The organism is Arthrobacter sp. 2MCAF14, assembly GCF_052115645.1.
Lineage (GTDB): Bacteria > Actinomycetota > Actinomycetes > Actinomycetales > Micrococcaceae > Arthrobacter.
The window spans coordinates 1-18,253 of record NZ_JBFRHB010000014.1; the positions used below are offsets into that span (position 1 = coordinate 1).

21 protein-coding genes and 1 pseudogene are annotated in these 18,253 nt (G+C 61.7%); 7 read left to right on the plus strand and 15 right to left on the minus strand.

The features are described 5' to 3' along the window. Nucleotides 1-146 (plus strand): transposase (locus tag AB4074_RS11340; RefSeq protein WP_441412282.1); only part of this gene is annotated, 146 nt, incomplete at its 5' end. Nucleotides 147-248: 102 nt separating this feature from the next. Then, entirely contained in the window at nucleotides 249-476 is a 228-nt protein-coding gene (locus tag AB4074_RS11345) for a helix-turn-helix domain-containing protein (protein WP_441413461.1), read from the plus strand. Nucleotides 477-587: 111 nt separating this feature from the next. Here AB4074_RS11345 and AB4074_RS11350 read toward each other — a convergent pair whose 3' ends face one another. From AB4074_RS11350 to AB4074_RS11380, 7 genes are all read right to left on the minus strand, one after another. Then, complete coding sequence (locus AB4074_RS11350) at nucleotides 588-887, minus strand: helix-turn-helix domain-containing protein (RefSeq protein WP_441413462.1); 300 nt, start codon at nucleotides 885-887, stop codon at nucleotides 588-590. After that, the gene (locus AB4074_RS11355) at nucleotides 848-1,288 is read right to left on the minus strand and encodes a T6SS immunity protein Tdi1 domain-containing protein (protein WP_441413463.1); all 441 of its coding nucleotides are present in this window, start codon (nucleotides 1,286-1,288) and stop codon (nucleotides 848-850) included. The genes AB4074_RS11350 and AB4074_RS11355 overlap by 40 nt, the downstream gene beginning before the upstream one ends. 151 nt (nucleotides 1,289-1,439) lie before the next feature. Beyond that, nucleotides 1,440-1,970: a hypothetical protein gene (locus tag AB4074_RS11360; protein WP_441413464.1), complete on the minus strand. Its 531-nt coding sequence runs from the start codon at nucleotides 1,968-1,970 to the stop codon at nucleotides 1,440-1,442. Between the two features lie 35 nt (nucleotides 1,971-2,005). Beyond that, complete coding sequence (locus tag AB4074_RS11365; protein WP_441413465.1) at nucleotides 2,006-3,676, minus strand: WXG100-like domain-containing protein; 1,671 nt, start codon at nucleotides 3,674-3,676, stop codon at nucleotides 2,006-2,008. A 4-nt stretch (nucleotides 3,677-3,680) separates the two neighbouring features. Further along, on the minus strand, nucleotides 3,681-3,854 hold the full coding sequence (locus tag AB4074_RS11370) for a hypothetical protein (RefSeq protein WP_441413547.1): 174 nt from the start codon (nucleotides 3,852-3,854) through the stop codon (nucleotides 3,681-3,683). A gap of 112 nt (nucleotides 3,855-3,966) precedes the next feature. Further along, nucleotides 3,967-4,344 carry a WXG100 family type VII secretion target gene (locus tag AB4074_RS11375; protein ID WP_441413548.1) on the minus strand — a complete coding sequence of 126 codons (378 nt, stop codon included), beginning with the start codon at nucleotides 4,342-4,344 and terminating at the stop codon, nucleotides 3,967-3,969. A 115-nt stretch (nucleotides 4,345-4,459) separates the two neighbouring features. Further along, nucleotides 4,460-5,197, minus strand: a complete 738-nt coding sequence (locus tag AB4074_RS11380; RefSeq protein ID WP_441413466.1) for a hypothetical protein — start codon at nucleotides 5,195-5,197, stop codon at nucleotides 4,460-4,462. Nucleotides 5,198-5,239: 42 nt separating this feature from the next. Between AB4074_RS11380 and AB4074_RS11385 the strand changes: the two genes are divergently transcribed. Both AB4074_RS11385 and AB4074_RS11390 read left to right on the plus strand, forming a co-directional pair. Beyond that, nucleotides 5,240-5,665: a hypothetical protein gene (locus AB4074_RS11385; protein WP_441413467.1), complete on the plus strand. Its 426-nt coding sequence runs from the start codon at nucleotides 5,240-5,242 to the stop codon at nucleotides 5,663-5,665. Nucleotides 5,666-6,685: 1,020 nt separating this feature from the next. Next, entirely contained in the window at nucleotides 6,686-7,705 is a 1,020-nt protein-coding gene (locus tag AB4074_RS11390) for a LacI family DNA-binding transcriptional regulator (RefSeq protein WP_441413468.1), read from the plus strand. Here AB4074_RS11390 and AB4074_RS11395 read toward each other — a convergent pair. The 7 genes and pseudogenes from AB4074_RS11395 to AB4074_RS11425 all read right to left on the minus strand — a co-directional run. Further along, entirely contained in the window at nucleotides 7,702-8,868 is a 1,167-nt protein-coding gene (locus tag AB4074_RS11395) for a serine hydrolase domain-containing protein (protein ID WP_441413469.1), read from the minus strand. The two genes, AB4074_RS11390 and AB4074_RS11395, sit on opposite strands and share 4 nt — an antisense overlap. 42 nt (nucleotides 8,869-8,910) lie before the next feature. Continuing rightward, nucleotides 8,911-9,768: a carbohydrate ABC transporter permease gene (locus AB4074_RS11400; RefSeq protein ID WP_441413470.1), complete on the minus strand. Its 858-nt coding sequence runs from the start codon at nucleotides 9,766-9,768 to the stop codon at nucleotides 8,911-8,913. Then, complete coding sequence (locus AB4074_RS11405) at nucleotides 9,765-10,730, minus strand: carbohydrate ABC transporter permease (protein ID WP_441413471.1); 966 nt, start codon at nucleotides 10,728-10,730, stop codon at nucleotides 9,765-9,767. Before AB4074_RS11405 ends, AB4074_RS11400 begins: the two co-directional genes overlap by 4 nt. A 58-nt stretch (nucleotides 10,731-10,788) precedes the next feature. Then, complete coding sequence (locus tag AB4074_RS11410; protein WP_441413472.1) at nucleotides 10,789-12,159, minus strand: ABC transporter substrate-binding protein; 1,371 nt, start codon at nucleotides 12,157-12,159, stop codon at nucleotides 10,789-10,791. Between the two features lie 145 nt (nucleotides 12,160-12,304). Then, nucleotides 12,305-13,462, minus strand: coding sequence for a serine hydrolase domain-containing protein (locus AB4074_RS11415; RefSeq protein ID WP_441413473.1), 1,158 nt, complete (start codon nucleotides 13,460-13,462; stop codon nucleotides 12,305-12,307). Further along, complete coding sequence (locus AB4074_RS11420) at nucleotides 13,459-14,433, minus strand: glycosyl hydrolase family 32 (RefSeq protein ID WP_441413474.1); 975 nt, start codon at nucleotides 14,431-14,433, stop codon at nucleotides 13,459-13,461. The genes AB4074_RS11415 and AB4074_RS11420 overlap by 4 nt, the downstream gene beginning before the upstream one ends. Nucleotides 14,434-14,648: 215 nt before the next feature. Then, nucleotides 14,649-14,963: pseudogene (locus AB4074_RS11425) on the minus strand (IS1634 family transposase); the annotation flags it as partial. A 101-nt stretch (nucleotides 14,964-15,064) separates the two neighbouring features. Here AB4074_RS11425 and AB4074_RS11430 point away from each other — a divergent pair. Then, complete coding sequence (locus AB4074_RS11430) at nucleotides 15,065-15,223, plus strand: hypothetical protein (RefSeq protein WP_441413475.1); 159 nt, start codon at nucleotides 15,065-15,067, stop codon at nucleotides 15,221-15,223. A 116-nt stretch (nucleotides 15,224-15,339) separates the two neighbouring features. Here the strand turns inward: AB4074_RS11430 and AB4074_RS11435 are convergent, their stop codons facing one another. Beyond that, nucleotides 15,340-15,927, minus strand: a complete 588-nt coding sequence (locus tag AB4074_RS11435; protein ID WP_441413476.1) for a PadR family transcriptional regulator — start codon at nucleotides 15,925-15,927, stop codon at nucleotides 15,340-15,342. 174 nt (nucleotides 15,928-16,101) lie between these two features. On the opposite strand from AB4074_RS11435, the gene AB4074_RS11440 reads away from it, so the two are divergent. After that, nucleotides 16,102-17,196, plus strand: a complete 1,095-nt coding sequence (locus AB4074_RS11440) for an aromatic ring-hydroxylating dioxygenase subunit alpha (protein WP_441413477.1) — start codon at nucleotides 16,102-16,104, stop codon at nucleotides 17,194-17,196. 38 nt (nucleotides 17,197-17,234) lie between these two features. Further along, nucleotides 17,235-18,245, plus strand: coding sequence for a PDR/VanB family oxidoreductase (locus AB4074_RS11445; RefSeq protein WP_441413478.1), 1,011 nt, complete (start codon nucleotides 17,235-17,237; stop codon nucleotides 18,243-18,245). Nucleotides 18,246-18,253: the final 8 nt, after the last annotated feature.

The following is an 18,253-nucleotide window of genomic DNA, read 5'->3' on the forward strand; positions in this document are numbered from 1 at the left end:
GCAACGGCCCCACGGAAGCGCTCAATGGCAGGCTCGAACACCTCCGCGGCTCCGCCCTCGGCTTCCGGAACCTTGCCAACTACATCGCCCGATCACTCCTCGAGACCGGCGGATTCAGACCCCGGCTACACCCTCAAATGCGATGAGCCCCTAAAGTGTTTTGTAATTCTATTATTTTTTCACCCATTAGAAATCCTAGTTCTCGAAGTCTCGAAATTTTAGAGGCTAGATACCAAGGGTCTGGTCTGATGCTAGTCGACGACACAACCGGGATCCACTGCAGGCTTGACGAGCTCCTGGCAGAACGGGGAATGACCGTGGCCGAACTCAGTCGCCGAATCGGCATCACTCAAGTGAATCTGCACGTCCTGAAAAGCGACCGGGCCAGAGCCATCCGGTTCTCCACACTTACGGCGATCTGCGAGGAACTCAATTGCCAAGTCGGCGAGCTACTGATGCTCGATGTACCAGGCTGACGGAGAGTGCTTTTTCGCGGAGGGCGGTTTCTGTACGTTTGCCTAGATCCAGGCCAATTCCTTCCCCATTTTCATTCCAGTCTTCACGGCTCTCGAATGAGCGGCCAGCGATCAGACTTCTTCAGTCGGCGACTCATCAAGGTCGCCGGCCGCAATTCGTTCCCCTGTCTTCCTGTATGCATCGTCGATGTAGTTCTGCAGATCATCGGCCCCGATGCGCCAGATGCTCCTCCCGCCCAACTGAAAACCACGCAGTTCAACGTTCTTCAGCAAGGCGCGTATCAAGGGTTGGCCGATGTTCAGTTCCGTGGCCGCCTGTTCAATTGTGAAAAGGCGCGGAGCAGGCTTGTTCGGGACAACTTTGTCCGCCGTCAATAAAGCATCTGGTGAACGATCGACAGGAACACCCACACATCACCCTTGTTGTAAGAGGTAGGGTCGTTGTCGTCGCCGCCCAGGAATGGGTACGGGGTAGGGATGTAGACCTGGTCTCCTTCGAGCGAACCTAGCCGCGCTGCGATCTCTCGCTGAAGGTCAAGCCTGAGCACCAGAATCGCGAAGCCAGGTTCCATAAGGATGGAACTCTCGAAAGCACTGAGCGAGTCAAACGAGCCGTAAGACTTGTACCCGCCCAGAACCGGATGATGCACCGCGTACTCATCGGTCCCGGCGTTCACGAGGAAAAGGTGGCCGAGGCCGGACAAGCCGACGATGTGGGTGAACGCTTCCTGCAGCACGCCCCACCCGTCAAGCTTCTCAACAGGCACCGCTTCCTCCAGGAACCTGTAACCGACGGCTGGGGAGCTGGCCACGCTTGGCTGTTGTTTTTGCCGGAACAAGTCAAAGAATCCCTTACACGCGCCTTCCTGGCATCCCCGAAGGTCCTCTCTCGAAAAGGGAGTAGCCGGAGGCAAATGAATTGCCTAATACGCTCGGCAGCTCATTTATTCGTTCATTCATAAACTAGCTCAGTGGGTTCCACCGGCCGTTGAAACGACCCAACGACTCCCAGTTCCCAAACTCCGGGATCGGCTCCCAGTGAGCGGACACGTCGACGTCCCTATAGTGAACGACAGAGATATCCCGCTGTGACTTGTCATTTGTTTCAACCTCAACAATGCCGTCCGTCTTGTAATACATGGACACGATCTTGATGCACTCATTCTGACCGTAGTGCTTCGTCATGTCGGGGTAGGCGTAACTGGTAATGTATTCGAGGAATAGCCGGTCCCCGGTCTTGCGAAAACCGAAAATATAGTGAATAGATCCGAAGGGATCAATAAAGAACACTTTGGCATAGGCCCCGCGTGGTGTAACTTCGGCGTAAAACTCAGGCACTTGTTCTTGGATTGCGTCGTCTGCGAATGCAGCTACCGTGAACCAATCCGGCTTGCGACGTTCCCCGTTGAATCTCGCACGAGCCTCGGCCTCGTCGAAGGCCTCGGTGGGTTGGTTGCGGGTGGGGTGCCAACGCTGGCCGTACACATACTTCATATCTTCAATTCCTGGCTCTCGTCAGCGCCGGTTGGTTATTTGTAAGGATCATTATACAGCTTACCGCTGATATCGCGAATGGTTATTTCGTCCTTAGTTGCATAATCCAATACGTTTTGAGGAATTGGATTAATTTGAGGCGGAACCTCTAGTATCCATTTTCTATCGATTGGCCTTCCGGTTCGGGCAGCGATTTCCCCCGGTGCGTATTTATCTTGAAGTTCTTTGAGGTAGCCAAGAGCGGTGGTGTCCTGGATTTCCCAGAGCTGGGTGTATTTCCGGGAAATGATCTCTTCGCCGGGAATGTAGGAATCGAGGCGTTTGCCGTTGCTGAGGACGAGTTCATTGAGGGGGTACCTTGCCCGGTTTTCGTAGTTGAATGCCTGGCCTAGCCAGATCTTCTCCTCAAAAGGCTTCATCGCTGGAGATATAAGCTTGTTCTTAATCCACTGCGGAGTCTTTTCGGTCATCCAGCCAGGCAGCTTGCCTGCGATAGAAGTACCGCCTTCTGCTGCCACCGCGACTTTCTCCGCGTCAATGGCAGCCCTCGTTCCGGCCTTGAAACTGTTCACTGCAGCTCCGACGCCGACTGGTGAGATTCCGTCGAGGAGGATGGCATGAGCTGCGTTGGCTGGTGTTCCGCCGTGCATGGCGGCGTCGACGCCAACGCTGACTGCGGAGTTGAAGCTGATCCCGGTCATGGCCCGGATCGGGGCCGGGGCCTTGGTCCCGAGGTAGGTGAGGACTTTGACGACCTTGAGCTCACGGAGCAGGCCCAGCGTGCGGGTGATGGCCGCGGTGATCCCGGCAAGCCTGGCACCGACCGTCGCCGCGACTTCCACCAGCCGGGCGATCATCGCGCTGACCCGTGCACCGGTGAGCCCGATCCGCGCCATAAGGGCAGCGTTGCCGACCACCTCGGACGCACCCACGGTGAACACCGCCAACAGCGCCGCGCCGGCTTCCAGGGCGACAGTGGTGATCAGGAGTTCCTGGAGTTCGTTGATGATTGCCGTGTGGGCTTCCTCGATCCCTTCCGCGTACGAGGTGCAACCCTGACCCAGCGCATAGGCACTGGCCGACAGATCATTCAGGTAGCCCCGGTACTGGTCAAGTTTGGCCTGCACCAGACCGAGTTCGGGGGTCACCAGCCCGGCAAGCGCCGCGCCGGCGGCGTCGACCTTCCATGAAGCACTCCGCAGGTCATCCCCGGCACGCTCCCACGCCTCCTGGGCCGACCGAAGCTTGCCCGTGTCCCCATTCGGCCACACGGCCCCCACGACCGATTGCACCCATTCCCATCCCTCGGGAACAAAATCAGTCCGCCCGCCCAGCGCCGTGGGCGATACCACCGAGCAGGTCACGGACAAGTCCGAGGTATCGGCCGCACTGGCGGCAAGACCGAGCGACGCGACCCCGCCCGAAGCATAGTGCTCGGCATCGGCCCACACATTCGCCGTGTCCGCCAGGAGCCTCGACAACACCCCGGCACCGGTCAGGGAGTCAGTGATCCCGCCGACCAGGTTCCGGGCGGCGTCGTCGTAGTCGTGGGCGAACTTGACCCCCGCGTCATCGTTGCCGGCCATCTGGGCGGCCCCGGCCAGACCGCTGCCCAGCCCGTCGAGCGCCTGATGGACGAAGACCTGCGCCGAGTACAACTCGGCCGATGCCGCAACGTAGGCCGAGGTATTGACAATGAGGTGCATGGTCTCAGATCCAGCCTTGTTTCAAAGCCTCGGCCGCCTGAACATACTGCTCTCTGGCATGGGAAACCTGGCCGATGAAGGTATCGACCTCGGCGATCATGGCGTTGGATTCGTTCTGCCACCGGACCATCTGGGTTTCGAAGGCCCGGGCGGCGGCCCCTTCCCACCCGGCGGTGATCGTGGCCGACCCGGAGGTTACCTGATCCGGAGTTCCCGGGCGTAGGAGGTCACTGCCGCGAGTTCCTCCAGAAGAACGGCGATCTCGGATTCGTCTGCTTCGAATTTCGAGCTCATTGCAGACCGGGGCGTCCGTGGGACGGGACGGGCGTCGCCGGCGCCGGCGCCGGCGTGACTTTCACACCGGCGGCGCCCGTGGCGGCCGCGGCGATTCTGGCCAGGCTTTCGTCGGTAATGGTGAAGGAGGAGGCACTCACGCCGGCGAACCCCGACAGGGCGGTAAGTGCTTCCCACACGCCACGGGACCCGTCAACCCAACGCCCGAAGGTTGCGTTGAGTTCATCCGCCGTGATTCCTTGCCAAGAAGTCCCCAGTACCTGGCCTGCACGGGCTTGCAGCGCCATAACCCGGCGCTCGAGTTCCCCTGCGTGGGCGGACAACGACCCGGAAAAGCCGCCCAGGGCCCCGCCATCGACGCGCACATCGGCCATGCTGGTCACCACCTGAATGTTCGGAAAAGGAATCGACTCGTAATTAGGCTAAAGGATGGACATATTCCGGACAACCACACAGCGTCGCGTTACGGTGCTGCCCGGAGACACTGCCTTAGGGTCGCTTGCGGCCGGCCGCAGCGATGCCGTACCCGCCGGCGAGGCCGATCGCGACAGCGATCAGGGCCACCAGGACCAGGATCCACCACGGGAAGTCCGAAGTTGTGCTCACCTGCGTTGAGGCCGCCGCAGCGGGGGCGTCCTGCGTTGCTGGGCTGCTCGGGGATCCCGACGCTTGCCCGAGGGCGGTGGGCGTGGGGTCTTTGCCGAGGAGTCCGCCGTTCGCGGCGTTGGTCGAGGACGAATTCAGGTCAGGAACCTGGGTATTAGCCAGTTGCGCGAAGGGGTCGGTGGCGGGTGCGGCAATAATCTGGTGGACCAGCGGAACCGGTGCGGGCGCGGGTGCTTTCACCGTGGGGTCCGTCGGCAAAGGGGCTACCGGGACGATAGCTACCACCGGGGCGGCCGGGGTGACGGGAGCGGGCACGGTGGGCTTCGGGAACACCGCGATCCACGTCGCGGCCAAACGGGCATCCCCCGAGGTGGCGGCAACCTGGTACAGCCCGGGCGGGGTGGTTGCCGGGATCGTCACGGAGGTGCTCGCCAGCGCGCCATTCTGTACGGCAACGCTTTGCGCCAGCTGGGACACGACGGTGGTCCCGTCAGAGTTGTAGAGCGTCAGATCGAGCGCGTAAGAACCGGCCGAGAATCCGGCACCGCTAATCGTGGTGCTGTAGCCGCCCGCGACACCGGTACTGACGGTGGAGGTGAGCGTGGCGTTGGCGCGCAGCACGTAGACACAGAACTTGTCATCATCGCCCCGCAGGCCTCTCCCTTGTGGCAACAAGCAGAGCGGTCCCGGGCCGCGTTTGACCCGCTCAACCTCAACGTGGAAAACCTCGCGGATGCGACCGCAGGACCCGGAAATCTGGCATTGATCATCGACGATGCCGAGCTGATTCAGGACCCGGACGCACGCCAATGGCTCAAAACCTACCTGCGGTCAGCCCGAGGAAACGAACGTGCCCTCATCGCCGCAGGAAGCGTGGAAGACTTCGGCACCAGTGTGTTCAGCGGCTGGGAGATCGATATGAAAACCAACCGCCGGGGAGCCCTGCTCAGTCCAACCGCAACCCTGCAAGGCGGACAGATCGGCGTCTCCCTGACCCGAACCCACCTCAGCCAGAGCGGCATCCCAGGACGGGCACTCGCCAACCTTGGCGACGGCACCATCCGCACCATCCAAACGCCCCTCATCTAGCAGGACGGCGGGCTCGCCCCGCTGAAGACGCCGGAGAATACGAAAGAGCCACCCCATCGGGGTGGCTCTTTCAATTCCAATAATCGAGGCCCTGCCCGGAACATGAACCTAAGTCCAAGTTCCAAGCAAGGCCTCCATGGTGGGCGTCCTACAAGCCTATTCGAAACAAGGTAGGGGGTCCGTCAAACTTCGTTCCTTGATAGACAAGATCCGGATCAGGCCCGAGACAGTGCGGGAGGAGCCGCCCATCCCCCGCCGTTTCACCTAACTCAGTGCCGAACAGGCCGCGGCACTGGCCGAGGACTACCAGGCAGGGACGCGGGTTAAGGAGCTGGCCAGCAAGTACAGGATCAGCCGGGAGACCGTCAGCAAGCACCTGCGCCGGCAGGCGATCAGCCCACACAAGGTCGGCCTGGATGAACAGCAAATCACGGAAGCAGCCGCTCGGAATCGGCACCAACAACGAGTCCAGGGGTCCTGGTCGCAAAGATATACCGCCGCGCTCCTCGCAGCTGTCGCAAGCGGTCGACTAGATACTCCTCGATCCAAGGCGGGTGTAAGGCATTCTCTGGCTGATCGATGAGAACTGGACTCGCCGTCGGCCAAAAGGATCACCAGAATCGCCGTACATTTTTGGCCATAAGATAGGTCCTCAAGGCTGACGCAGCCTCGCTCCTCGGGCTTTCGGAACTTGACGTTCAGCACGTCGGGTGTATCAAGGTCAAGCGCTTGTAATAGCTGAATCGTGCCCAGAGCATCGTGAATGCGAGACTGTCAACGGCAACTTAGAAATGAATGGGCTGCGCCGTCCGTCCGTTTGTCGCACCGGAGTCGTTGGGCCTCAGTCAGGGCCTCCGCTGTATCCGATACTGTTCTCGATGACGGCGGATTTCAGTATCGTCGAATGCGACTGCGGCGGCGGCTCAGGGCGCCGCTAGCCAGGGTTGAATGGATTTAGCAAATATACTGGGAGGGCACCTTGTCCTGCCCGGGGGCACGTGCGGCCCCGAAGGAGTGCATATGGCGCCCAAGCGCGTTACTTTGGCAGATGTTGCAAAGCTGGCCGGGCTTTCGACCACTGCCGCCTCGATGATCCTCAATGGACGTCCGGATACCCGGCTGTCCAAGGATGCGCACGAGCGTGTGCTCGCGGCCGCGGCCGAGTTGGGCTATCGCCCCAATGTAGCGGCAAGGGGGTTGAGGACTCAGAAGACACGGACCATCGGTTTCATCTCGGACCGCGTTGCCACAACCAGGTTTGCAAGCGGCCTGATTGAAGGTGCTCTCGCGGCAGCGGGAGCGGCCGGCCATGTCATGCTTGTGCTCGAGACCGGTGGCGACGCGAAACTGGAAGCCTCGGCCCTCGAAGCAGTACTCGATAGGCAGGTGGACGGAATCGTCTTTGCCTCAATGCGTGCCCGCGAGCTGTACATTCCGGAACTACCTGCCGGGACGCGTTCGGTTCTCTTGAACGCCACGAGTCAGGGGCACGCGGTCAGTGTGTTGTCCGACGAGTACACCGGGGGGAGGACCGCAGTGGAAGTACTCGCCCGCCACGGCATCGCCAACAAGGTGGCCGTGCTTGGGTACTCCGAAGAGACCGAGCGGGGCCTGTTCCGTTCCGTCGCCGTCAATCGCCGGGTGGCGGGAATTAGAGACTCCCTCACCGAGCACGGCATCGAAGTCGCTGTCTGGGAATCAGTCTGGCTCTGGGACGCGGATACCGGGTATACGGCGGCGAAGAAAATCCTCCGTCGGCACCCGGATATCCGCGCTCTGCTGTGCATGAACGACCGGCTCGCGTTCGGCGCTTATCAGGCGCTTCAGGAGAAGGGTCTTCGGATTCCGAACGACATTTCGCTCGTGTCATTCGATAACGACGAACTGGCCTCATATCTACGTCCGGGCCTCACCACGGTTGCCCTCCCCCACGAACAGATGGGCAGGGATGCGGTCGGTTTGCTGCTATCCGATGATGCGGTTCCAGGCGAGCGGCTGGTTCCGATGCCGTTGATTGAGCGTTCATCGGTCATTGGCTAGGCTTCCATGATTCTTCGCAGGGCTCGCACGATAGATCTCGCCCGTGGATCGTCTTGGTTTTCGAGGGTGTTCGTGACGTAGCCAAAGCCGACGTTATGAACGGGATCTGCGAAAGCGACCTGACCTCCCGCGCCGTCGTGTCCGAACGAAGAGGACGTGAGGAACTCCCGGCGTGGAGACGAGAGCATGAACCCAGTTCCCCATCGAGGGTACGGGCCAGGAAGCCACCAAACGGGCTCCCCCTCGCTCTGGACCTGGGTCATATCGTTGAGGACATCGCTATCCATGAGGGTCACGCCCTCCGTCGGAGCCACTGTCGCCGACCAGATCGTGGCGAGGCCTGCGGCGGTGGCGATTCCGCCTGCGCCCGGAACTTCGGCCTGATGCACCTCGGACGAGTCGAATCCTGCGCCTGCAACCACTAGCTCGGGCGGGAAGGCCGTTCCCAGCGTCATCGTCCGGCCGGCCCAGTAGAGGTCGTCCTCATCTGGTTGCCGGGCGCCGGCCGCTGGCGGATTCTGGATGCTGTCCCCCGCATGGAGTCTGGCCACCCGCGGCTCCACCGACGGCGGGACCCCGATCCATGCGTCGGTCCCCAACGGACCACTGACGGACTGTTGCAGGAACGAGCCCACGCTGGTACCGGTAATGCGGCGGATGACCTCGCCTACGTACCAGCCGTAAGTCAATGCGTGGTAGCCATACGCCGTTCCGGGTTTCCACAGCGGTTCCTGCGAGGCCAGGACGGATACAATCGAGGGCCAGTCGAGCGCGGTCTCGAGGCTGATGTCTTCGCGGGGCGCGGCAAGCCCGGCGCGGTGGCTCAGGAGTTGACGAACTGTGACCGCCTCCTTGCCAGCAGCCGCGAACTCCGGCCAGTAATCGGCAACCGGCCTGTCCAGCCCGAGCCGGCCCTGGCCAACGAGGATGGCGGCCAGGACCGCGACCAGGCCTTTGGTGCAGGAAAAGATCACGGTAGGCGTGTCACCCGTCCATAGTCTTCTCGCTGGCCGGTCGGCTAGGCCGGCCCACAGGTCGACCACCGTCTTACCGTCCACCCTGATGCTCAGGGCAGATCCGTCTCCGCCGTCACCGACGCTCTCTCGGTATGCATCGGCCACTGCTCCGAAGCCTTCAGCGGCGAATCCATTTACTTCAGTCATGTGCATTTTCTCCTGGGATTTGGCGGAATCGGGGCGCGAAGCTCAACCCTTCACGCCGGAACTGGCCACGCTGGCGACGAACGATCTCTGGAAGATCAAGAAGACAACTAGCACCGGCAGCACGAAAAGGACACCGAACGCGAGCACCAGTCCCCACTCCGGCGGCTGCGAGTTCTGGAAGACGCTCAGCTCCAGCGGAAGGGGCCGAAGCTTGGTGTCGGTAATCATCAGCACCGGCCACAAGTATTGTCCCCACTGGCCCAGGAACGTCAGAATCGCGACAGTCGCGTAGGCGGGCAGGCTCATGGGTGCCACCACTTGGAAGAGCGTCCGCACTGGTCCAGCGCCGTCGATTGTTGCTGCTTCTTCAACTTCTACGGGGATGCTGAGGAAGTACGTGTAGAAGAGGAAAATCGAGAACGCATTGGCCAGGAAAGGCAGGGCCTGGACGTACAGGGTGTTCCGTTGGCCGGAGAGCATGTAGTAGAGAGGCAGGGCGACCGCCTCGAACGGGATGATTGTCATGATGGTCACCAGCAGGAGTACGGTGTTGCGTCCCCGCCACTTCATCCGCGCTAGCGCGTAACCGGCGAGTGAGTTCACGAGGAGGCCTCCGAGTACCACTATGGCGGTCACCGCCAGGGAGACCCCGGCGAACTGCCACACATATCCCGTGGTGTCGTTGGAGAACCGGTTGAACACGCCGGCATAGTTGTCCAGCGACAGGTCCGCGGGAACCAAGGCGCTCAGGCCGCCCAGGACCTTGTCGCCAGGCCGGAGGCTTCCGACCAGCAGGTAGTAGACCGGAACGAAGAAGATCAGGCCGAAGAAGACAAGCAGGGCATAGTGTCCGGCCTTTGAGAGCAGCCGGGAACGTTTGATGCTTCGGACGCGGCTCATCGGATGCTTCCCTCCTGACGGACCAGGCGGCGTTGGATAACGGCGACGATGGTGACGATGATGAGGAAGACCACGGCCATGGCTGCGCCTTGGCCGATATTGTTCTGGTCATAGCCCGTGGTGATTACCTGGTACATCATTGTTTGGGTCGATTCGATATCGACGGATCCGCTCTGGCCGAGAAGGTACACCTGGTCAAAGAGGCGGAAAGAGAAGACGGTGGTCAACAGGGCCACGAAGATGAGGGTGTTTCGAATTCCGGGCACAGTGACGTGCAGGAATTGACTCCATCGTCCAGCGCGGTCCAGGGAGGCGGCCTCGTACAGGTCATGGGGAACAGCCTGCAGTCCCCCGAGGAGGATGATCATCTGGAAGCTGACGCTCTGCCAAATCGACATCACGATGATCGCCCCCATGGCAGTGGCGCTGCTTCCTAGCCAATCGTGCGGACCGATGGAACCGCCCGCGAACAGGGAGATTGCGGAATTCAGCAGTCCGTGGTCATCCCGTGCGAAAATGAGCCGCCAAACGACGGCAACGAGGGCCAGCGGGAAGACAAGGGGCATGAAGAAGACTGTGCGGAAGACTGCCATGCCGCGGAGCTTGCGGTTCACGAGGAGCGCTAGCCCCAGTGCCAGCGATGTCTGGACCGGCACCACGATGGCAGCGAAGGTGAAGTTGTTGGCCAGCGAATGCAGGAAGGCCGCGCTGATATCAGGGTCGGTGAAGAGCCTTGAATATTGCTCCAGGCCGATGAATCGGGGGGCGCGGGTGCTATTGAGCTGGAGCCGGTAGAACGACATCGCGATCGCGCCAAAGAACGGGATGGCGAGGAAGACCACGAGAAGGATAAGTGCGGGGGCTGCCATCAGGGGGCCCATGATGGCACGGGACGAGAGTCGCCTCGGCCGCTCGGTGGGCGGCGCCGTCCGCCGGGCCTCGGATCGAATAAGAAGAGTCATAACCTTGCTTTCGACGGTCACCGTACGGGGTGGGCAAGCCCACCCCGTACGGTAGCAATCACTTGTAGTTGTTGTTGTCCGCGAAATCGCGATCGATCGCTCGTGCCGCTGCCTGCAGACTTGCAGCCACATCAGCCCCGCCCCAGATGGCGGTAAGAGCTTTGCCGAAGGATGACGTCACGACGGGGTAGCCCGCCGTCACGGGACGCGATACGGCAACGCACTGCTGGGTCAGCCGGTCCTCGGTGGGGCATGCTGCGTCGAGCTGGTTCCGCAGGAAGGCCAGGGGCTTGCCTGCCCCGTAGAGCGGTGAGGAGGCCGCGGTTGTTTTCGTCGCCGGGGGCGCCCCATTGGCTGCGGTGTAAGCGGAAACGACGGGATCGCTCATGAGGAAGTCAAGCAATTTGCCTGCTGCCGCCCCGTTCTTCGTGTGCCCTCCAAGGCTCCATGCGATCGTTCCAGAACCGGTCTTTGCCCCCTTGCCGAAGTTGGGCAGCGGGCCCACGACGAGGTCGTTCCCGAGTGCCTTGTCGTAGGCCGGGTACATCCAGTTGCCCATCCAGTTCAGCGCCACCTGACCGGACTGGAATGCCGTGCCGTCGCTGTCCGGGTTGGTGAACTGCTTCCACGAGGCGAACTTCTTGAGGGCGTTCACCGCCGTGTCCGAATCAAGCGCACCGGAGGCCTTGCCGTTGGCTATCATCGGCGTCCCGGCGGACCACAGGACCGGAGAGAAGCCGTAAATGCCGTATTCGGAGCTCAGTCCGTTGTTCTCCGCGATGCCGAGAGGCTTGCCGTTCGGCACCACGGCGGAGAGCTTCTTGAGGACCTCGGTGAATTCGTCTGCCGTCCAGGCCTCTGCCGCGGTCTTCGGCATCGTCACCCCGGCCTTGTCGAGCAGCTTCTTGTTGCCCCACATGGCCAGACCGGAGTTCATCATGCTCACTGCGTAGAGTTTTCCATCCACGGTGTTCTGGCCTTTGACGGCTTCGGTCTGGTTCTCCACCGTGGCCGCTGAGACGTAGTCCGTCAGTGGAGCGATCTTCTGTCCGTAGGCGAGGTTCGCGATCTGCGGTCCGTCCACTTCCAGGACATCGGGAAGGTCGGCAGGACTGGAGGTCTGCAGGGCCTTCACGAACGAGTCGGCTGGCAGGAACTGCATCTTGACTTTAATGTCCGGGTGGGTGGATTCGAAGTCGGAGACGATCTTCTGGATCGCGGTGTTCTCCGCGGACTGGCCGTCCAGCGCCCAGACCTTCAGGGTGCCCGTGCCGGACCCTGCCGAAATGTTCGATGCTGCCGAGGGCGAATCGGAGGCCGATGGTGCGCCGCAAGCCGCCAAGGCGACCGAGACGAGCGCAGCGAGGCCGCCCGCTGCGATGCTTCGCCGCCGCGGACGCGGGGTTGAGCGGAGGGTACTTAGTGTCATAGCGGGTGACTCCTTCGTCGTGTAGGGGCTAAGGTTGAAAAATTTGCTAAATGGATTTAGCTATGGTTTCGGACCTCTCCCAGGTTGTCAAGAGTGGTCTTTTTTGTTTCAGGGTGCGACTTGGCAGGAAGCTTGCGGGGCCGACTCAGTCCCGATGGACGGTGCGGAGCGCGTCAATAATCTGGGTCGCGCGATCGTCGCCGGCTTCCATCCAGTTGGTGAGGAAGGCAAAGCCGGTCCCCGAATCGGGGTCGGCGAAGGCTACCTGTCCGCCGGCGCCATCATGGCCGAAGCTTCGGGGGCTGAGGTAGCGGCGGGCCGCGGAGTCGAGCTGGAATCCCGCGCCCCAGCGCGGCCACGGACCGGTCGCACGGTAGACCGGCACGCCTTCGCTCATGGGCAGGAGAGCACGGTCAAGCGTCACATCGTCAAGGATGCGGTCACCTTCAGTTTCAATGACGGTTGCAGACCAAATAGACGCGAGGGCATGTGCGGTGGCCACACCTCCGGCTCCAGGAATCTGAGCTGCGCGCACTCGCGGGTCGTTGAAACCGGTGTTGTCCCCGACGAGCTCAGGTGGCAGCGCACCCCCGAGAGTCATCGCCTGCAGGTTCCACCGATCCGGCATGTCCGCAAGCGCGCGCCCGGCTTGCGCTTGGCTCTCACTCACTTGGACGTGCGCGACCCGATGCGATTCGGAGGCCGGTAGCCCGATCCAGGCGTCCCCGGTCCACCGAGCCGTTGCGCGTCCGAAGTAGTCGCCGATTGACTCGGATGCGACACGGCGGATGACTTCCCCGGCGAGCCACCCGTGCGTGATTGCGTGGTAGGCATAGCCGGTGCCCGGTTCCCAGAGGGGGTCCTGCAGGGCCAGCCGGGAGGTCACATAGTCCCAGTCGAGGATCTGCTCGGTAGTGAATGGAGTCCGGGGAGCCGAAAGGCCGGCTCTGTGGGCGAGGAGCTCTCCCACCGTGACATTCCCCTTGCCCGCCGTGGCGAACTCGGGCCAGTAGCGGTGGACGGGGGCGTCGTAGCACAGCCGGCCTTCCTGGACCAGCCGGGCGGCAAGGATCGAGACGAGTCCTTTGGTACAGGAAAACACCACGGTAGCCGTGCCTTGCTCCCACAGCGATCCCGTTCTTTCATCGGCGACTCCGCCCCAGAGGTCCACCACGGTTTCTCCGCCGACGAGGACGGCCAGGGCTGCACCCATCGTTGGACGGCCGGAGAAGGCTCGGGCGAAAGCTTCGGCCACCGGCTCGTACCCAGATGCGACGATTCCTTGTGTCTGTGTATGCGTCACCTAACGGCCTGCCTCTCTTGAGGCTTTGAGGCGAGCACAAAAGCCTGACCATCCCATTCCACCTCGCGCGGATCGGAAATGCGCCCGCCGAAGTCACCGGTGCCGGAAAGGTTCTCGAAGGCAAGAAGAACCGGACGCCCTGAACGGTTATGCACGATCCGACCACTATAGAGGTGCTCGTCTGCCAGAAGTCTGGCCTGGTCGAGGTCGAAGGGACCGAGCGGGGAGACTGCCGGGGCGAGCCATATGCCGCCTGGTAGCCCCGCCCGCGGCCCGGCGAGATGACTCCCGTCGCACGAAAAAAGCAGCCAGTGGCTCCCGGACAGCTCGACGATCTGGGGAACTTCGAGGTGAGCAAACCCAGCACTTCCCGTCAGCGCTGCGCCCACACTCCAGTTCTCAAGGTCGTCGGAACGCGCATATCCGATAACACCTCGGTTTCGTTCGCCTGTTCCACTCCGGCCGCGGGCAGTGATGAGCATATGCCAGGATCCCGGCAAACTCTGAAATACCCAAGGGTCGCGCCAAGCCTCTTCGTGCCAGACGCCGTCGTCCAAGGTTTCATAGCAGCGCGGATCAGCATTCAGGGCGAAGTCAGCGGACTTGTGCCAAGCATGCAGGTCGGGCGAAACCGCTACGCAAATGGTCTCGATATTAGTGATCGCGTCCGAACGCAGGAATCTCGAACCGGTGTAGAACATCCGCCAGAGCCCATCATCGCCACGCACAACACTTCCCGTCCAGGTTGCCGAGGCATCCGGTTCCGACGGTCCTCCGTGGACGAGGACCGTGCCGTGGTCCCGCCAAATACGCAGATCCGCGGAGGTGGCATGGCCGATGGATGCGTTGCGGTGTCGAAGGTCGGGGTGGCCGAGCGATTTCGGGGCCTGTAGGTAGTACAGATGGTATGCCTCGCCATCGTCGGCGATCCAGAAATCCCACACCCAGTGGTCGTCTTTCTCGAAGGTCATCCGGCCACCACCCGCCGGTGCGTTGCATCGGATTCCCGTGTCCCGAGGGTGGCGGAAGGCATGAAGGGCTCCTTTGTCTTTGTTCTGAACTGAATTCACAAGATGCTGTCCGCAATCCGGGCTAAATGCATTTAGCACAATGTTCAAGCCCCGCGTGCAGGATGTCAAGCCCGAAAGGGGCTAACCGGCATATGGGCAAGGGTGCTGGCCCTGACTTAGCTCATTCGGGTTGCCCCGAGGTTGGCATGCCGCTCGGCGTCGAGGTCTGGGGAGAATCTCTTTGTGGTGCCGTTGAAGGTGATGGTCGCTGAGCGCAGGGCCGGAGCTGTTTGATGACCTTGGGAACCGCGAGCCCTGTCCTGATTCGAAGAGTCCCGAAGATGACAAGCGCAAGGAACGCGATCGCCAGGCCTGCCTCGATCGCATCGCGCCTGCGGTGGAATTTGGGCCTCGCGCAGGTCCGTTTTGCTCATCCGGAAGAACCGCTCGACGCACCACAGGTCATGGCAGGAACCGATGACTTCCGCAGAGATGGCATCACACGGTACTGGCTTATAGTCGAGGACAACCATGGCCTGCTAGATGTCATCTCTCAGGCGCAGGGTTTGGGGTTCATGTCGAAGAGACGGGCATGGACGCTCCGCAAGCCGCGACGAGCCAGGAACTGGCACTCGCCACTAGCCGGGGTGAGGTGCCGCGCGCGATCATCAAGGTCCGGAACGAACATGCCATCAGCGAAGAGCAGGCGCGAGCGCATCCGGGCGGCCAGGTAGCGCGCTACAAGTCATAGGGGTCGACCTCTCGTGGACGGTACCGGTGAGAACCCCAAGGCAGTCCTGCGCCAGCAATACCCCGGAAATTAAAAGGTCAGGACTCCAAAAACCGACATGCTGAGCCCCGCTGCGGTCATGGTGCTTCGTCCAGGGAGTCGATGAGTTCCAGTCCGCGGCGGGCCCATTCTATTTCGGTGTCCGCGCGGGCAACCAAGCCCTCGTAGGTGAAGATCTTGTACTCCAAGGTGCGACGGCGGTCTGCCTCCGGAGTCACGGCCAGCCGTTTTCTCAGCATGACGTTCGTGCCGTTCTTCAGTTCCTCGATCATCCCTGCCCACTGCTCTCGGCGCAGCGTGTGGCAGTCGATGTGTGCCCGCATGTGGGCTCGAGCGGCGTCAGGGTCCGCCCATTCCAGGTAGGCCGCCTTGAGGTGAACGGGATCGCGCTCACGGGAGTACTCCAGGGGCGTATTCATCCATTCCCGGAAGGCTGCCCGGCCTTCCGCGGTGATCCGGTATTGCGTCTTTTTGCCGCGCGGCCCCCAGGGGATTTCCTCGCCGGCCAGCAGCCCGTCCTTTTCCATCTTCCGCAACTCCGGATAGATCTGCGAATCGGGGGCGTGCCAGACGTAGGCCACCGACGACTCGAAACGCTTGGACAAGTCGTAACCGGTCATTGGCTCAACAGACAGCAATGCCAGCAGCGCGTACCGAAGACTCATGGATGACCCCATTCCTAGCTCTTGCCAATAACTATATCTATAGATAGTCTGTGATCCAACGCACTAACTATGGACATAGGTATTCATTCATAGCAGGGCGAAACACAGCATTCCAACACGACCCACCCGGCGGCGTCATCGCCGACGCCGGCCCGGCGACTGGAAGGAAGAACCGTGACTGAAGTCCGGACCCAGAGCTCCACCACCAACAAGGTCCTCGGCTACCCGCTGAACGTCTGGTACGTCGCCGCCTGGGACAAGGAAGTGACACGCAAGCCGATGCCGCGCAAGGTGGCCGGCCGCTCGCTGGCGCTGTACCGCACAGAGGACGGCAAAGCGGTGGCCCTGGCTGACGCGTGCTGGCACCGGCTGGCCCCGCTGTCCATGGGCAAGACCCTCGCCAAGGACCAGATCCAGTGCCCGTACCATGGCATCGTCTACAACTCCGCCGGTCGCTGCGTCTCCATGCCGGCGCAAGAGACCATCAATCCCAGCGCTACCGTGCCGTCCTTCCCCGTCGTCGAGCGCCACCGCTATGTCTGGGTGTGGCTCGGGGACCCCACCAAAGCCGACCCGGGACTGGTTCCGGACATGCACCAGCTGGACTCCCCGGAATGGGCAGGAGATGGCGAAACCATCTACGCCCCGTGCAACTTCCAGCTGGTCCTGGACAACCTCATGGACCTCACGCACGAGGAATTCATCCACTCCTCCTCGATCGGCCAGGACGAGCTGAGTGAATCGGACTTCACGGTCACCCACGACGACGGGACCGTAACGGTGTCCCGATGGATGTTCAACATCGACGCACCTCCCTTCTGGCTCAAGAACATGCGCGACAAATTCCCCGGATTCGAAGGCAAAGTGGACCGCTGGCAGATCATCACCTTCCGGTCACCATCCGTCATCAACATCGACGTCGGAGTTGCCAAGGCCGGCACCGGCGCCTTCGAAGGTGACCGCAGCCAAGGGGTCAACGGGTTCGTGATGAACGCGATCACGCCCGAAAACGACAAGTCCTGCCACTACTTCTGGGCGTTCATGCGCAACTACCGCCTGGACAGCCAGCTCATCACCACCCAACTGCGTGAGGGCGTGCACGGCGTATTCGGGGAAGACGAGGCCATGCTCGCTGCGCAGCAGACGGCCATCGATGCCAACCCGGACTACGAGTTCTACAACCTCAACATCGACGCAGGCGGCATGTGGGTGCGGCGCCTCATCGAACGCCAGCTCGAATCCGAAGGCCGCATGGTTCCCGTCGCCTAGCAGGGGACGACCAGTTACGAGACAGGTGTGAACAAGCAATGGCAGCAACAAATATTGAGGTCTGGCAGCTGGGAACGGTCGTCGAGGTCCGGAGCGTCGCGACAGATATCAAGCGCGTCGTGATAGAGCCGTCCCAGCCCAAGAAGGCCGAACCGGGCTCGCATGTCGACGTCATGGTCAACATCGACGGACACGAGGACAAACGCTCCTACTCCATCGTGGAGTCAAGCGAGGACGGCGCCCGTCTTGTGATCAGCGTGTTGAAAGCGCCTCTGTCCCGCGGCGGCTCCCGTTTCATCCACACACTCCAGCCGGGGGACCAGCTGGAGATCACCCAGCCGCTGCAGAACTTCCCGCTCCGCGTGGGCGCACGACGGTACACCCTGCTGGCAGGCGGGATTGGCATAACAGCCATGATCAACATGGCCCGGGTGCTCAGAAACCTCAAAGCGGACTACACCTTCGTGTATGCAGGCCGCACCCGGACGGCCATGGCCTACCTGGAGGAACTGCACGAGCTTCACGGCGCGAACCTCGTGGTCCACATCGATGACGAAGGCACATCCCTGGACGTGAACGAGCTCGTGGCCGGCACCACGGAAGACACGGAACTGTACATGTGCGGTCCAATCCGGCTCATGGACGCCGTCCGCCGCACCTGGACCGAGCGTGAGCTAAGCTATCCCAATCTCCGCTTTGAGACGTTTGGCAACAGCGGCTGGTATGACCCGGAGGAATTCATCGTCAAGATCCCGAGCCTGGGACTACAGGTTCCGGTGGGGGCGGGACACTCCATGCTCGAAGCCCTTGAGGACGCCGGGGCCGACATGATGTTCGACTGCCGCAAGGGCGAGTGTGGCCTCTGCGAGGTCAGGATCCTCCAGCTTGAGGGCGACATCGACCATCGCGATGTCTTCTACAGTGCCCGGCAGAAGAGTGCCACGGAGAAAATGGCCTGCTGCGTTTCCCGGGCGGTCACCTCAAAGACCGGCCTGGCCGCGGAGGCCTCTGCTACCGGGCAGGCGATAGTGACCATCGCTGTTTCCTGACACATCCG

Bases quoted from the DNA above. Each gene is read 5' to 3' on its own strand.
- AB4074_RS11365 (WP_441413465.1), bottom strand. From the start codon at position 3,676: ATGCACCTCATTGTCAATACCTCGGCCTACGTTGCGGCATCGGCCGAG.
- AB4074_RS11410 (WP_441413472.1), bottom strand. From the start codon at position 12,159: ATGACACTAAGTACCCTCCGCTCAACCCCGCGTCCGCGGCGGCGAAGC.
- AB4074_RS11435 (WP_441413476.1), bottom strand. From the start codon at position 15,927: ATGAGTCTTCGGTACGCGCTGCTGGCATTGCTGTCTGTTGAGCCAATG.
- AB4074_RS11345 (WP_441413461.1), top strand. From the start codon at position 249: ATGCTAGTCGACGACACAACCGGGATCCACTGCAGGCTTGACGAGCTC.
- AB4074_RS11400 (WP_441413470.1), bottom strand. From the start codon at position 9,768: ATGAGCCGCGTCCGAAGCATCAAACGTTCCCGGCTGCTCTCAAAGGCC.
- AB4074_RS11420 (WP_441413474.1), bottom strand. From the start codon at position 14,433: ATGACCTTCGAGAAAGACGACCACTGGGTGTGGGATTTCTGGATCGCC.
- AB4074_RS11405 (WP_441413471.1), bottom strand. From the start codon at position 10,730: ATGACTCTTCTTATTCGATCCGAGGCCCGGCGGACGGCGCCGCCCACC.
- AB4074_RS11360 (WP_441413464.1), bottom strand. From the start codon at position 1,970: ATGAAGTATGTGTACGGCCAGCGTTGGCACCCCACCCGCAACCAACCC.
- AB4074_RS11445 (WP_441413478.1), top strand. From the start codon at position 17,235: ATGGCAGCAACAAATATTGAGGTCTGGCAGCTGGGAACGGTCGTCGAG.
- AB4074_RS11430 (WP_441413475.1), top strand. From the start codon at position 15,065: ATGGACGCTCCGCAAGCCGCGACGAGCCAGGAACTGGCACTCGCCACT.
- AB4074_RS11395 (WP_441413469.1), bottom strand. From the start codon at position 8,868: ATGACTGAAGTAAATGGATTCGCCGCTGAAGGCTTCGGAGCAGTGGCC.
- AB4074_RS11390 (WP_441413468.1), top strand. From the start codon at position 6,686: ATGGCGCCCAAGCGCGTTACTTTGGCAGATGTTGCAAAGCTGGCCGGG.
- AB4074_RS11375 (WP_441413548.1), bottom strand. From the start codon at position 4,344: ATGGCCGATGTGCGCGTCGATGGCGGGGCCCTGGGCGGCTTTTCCGGG.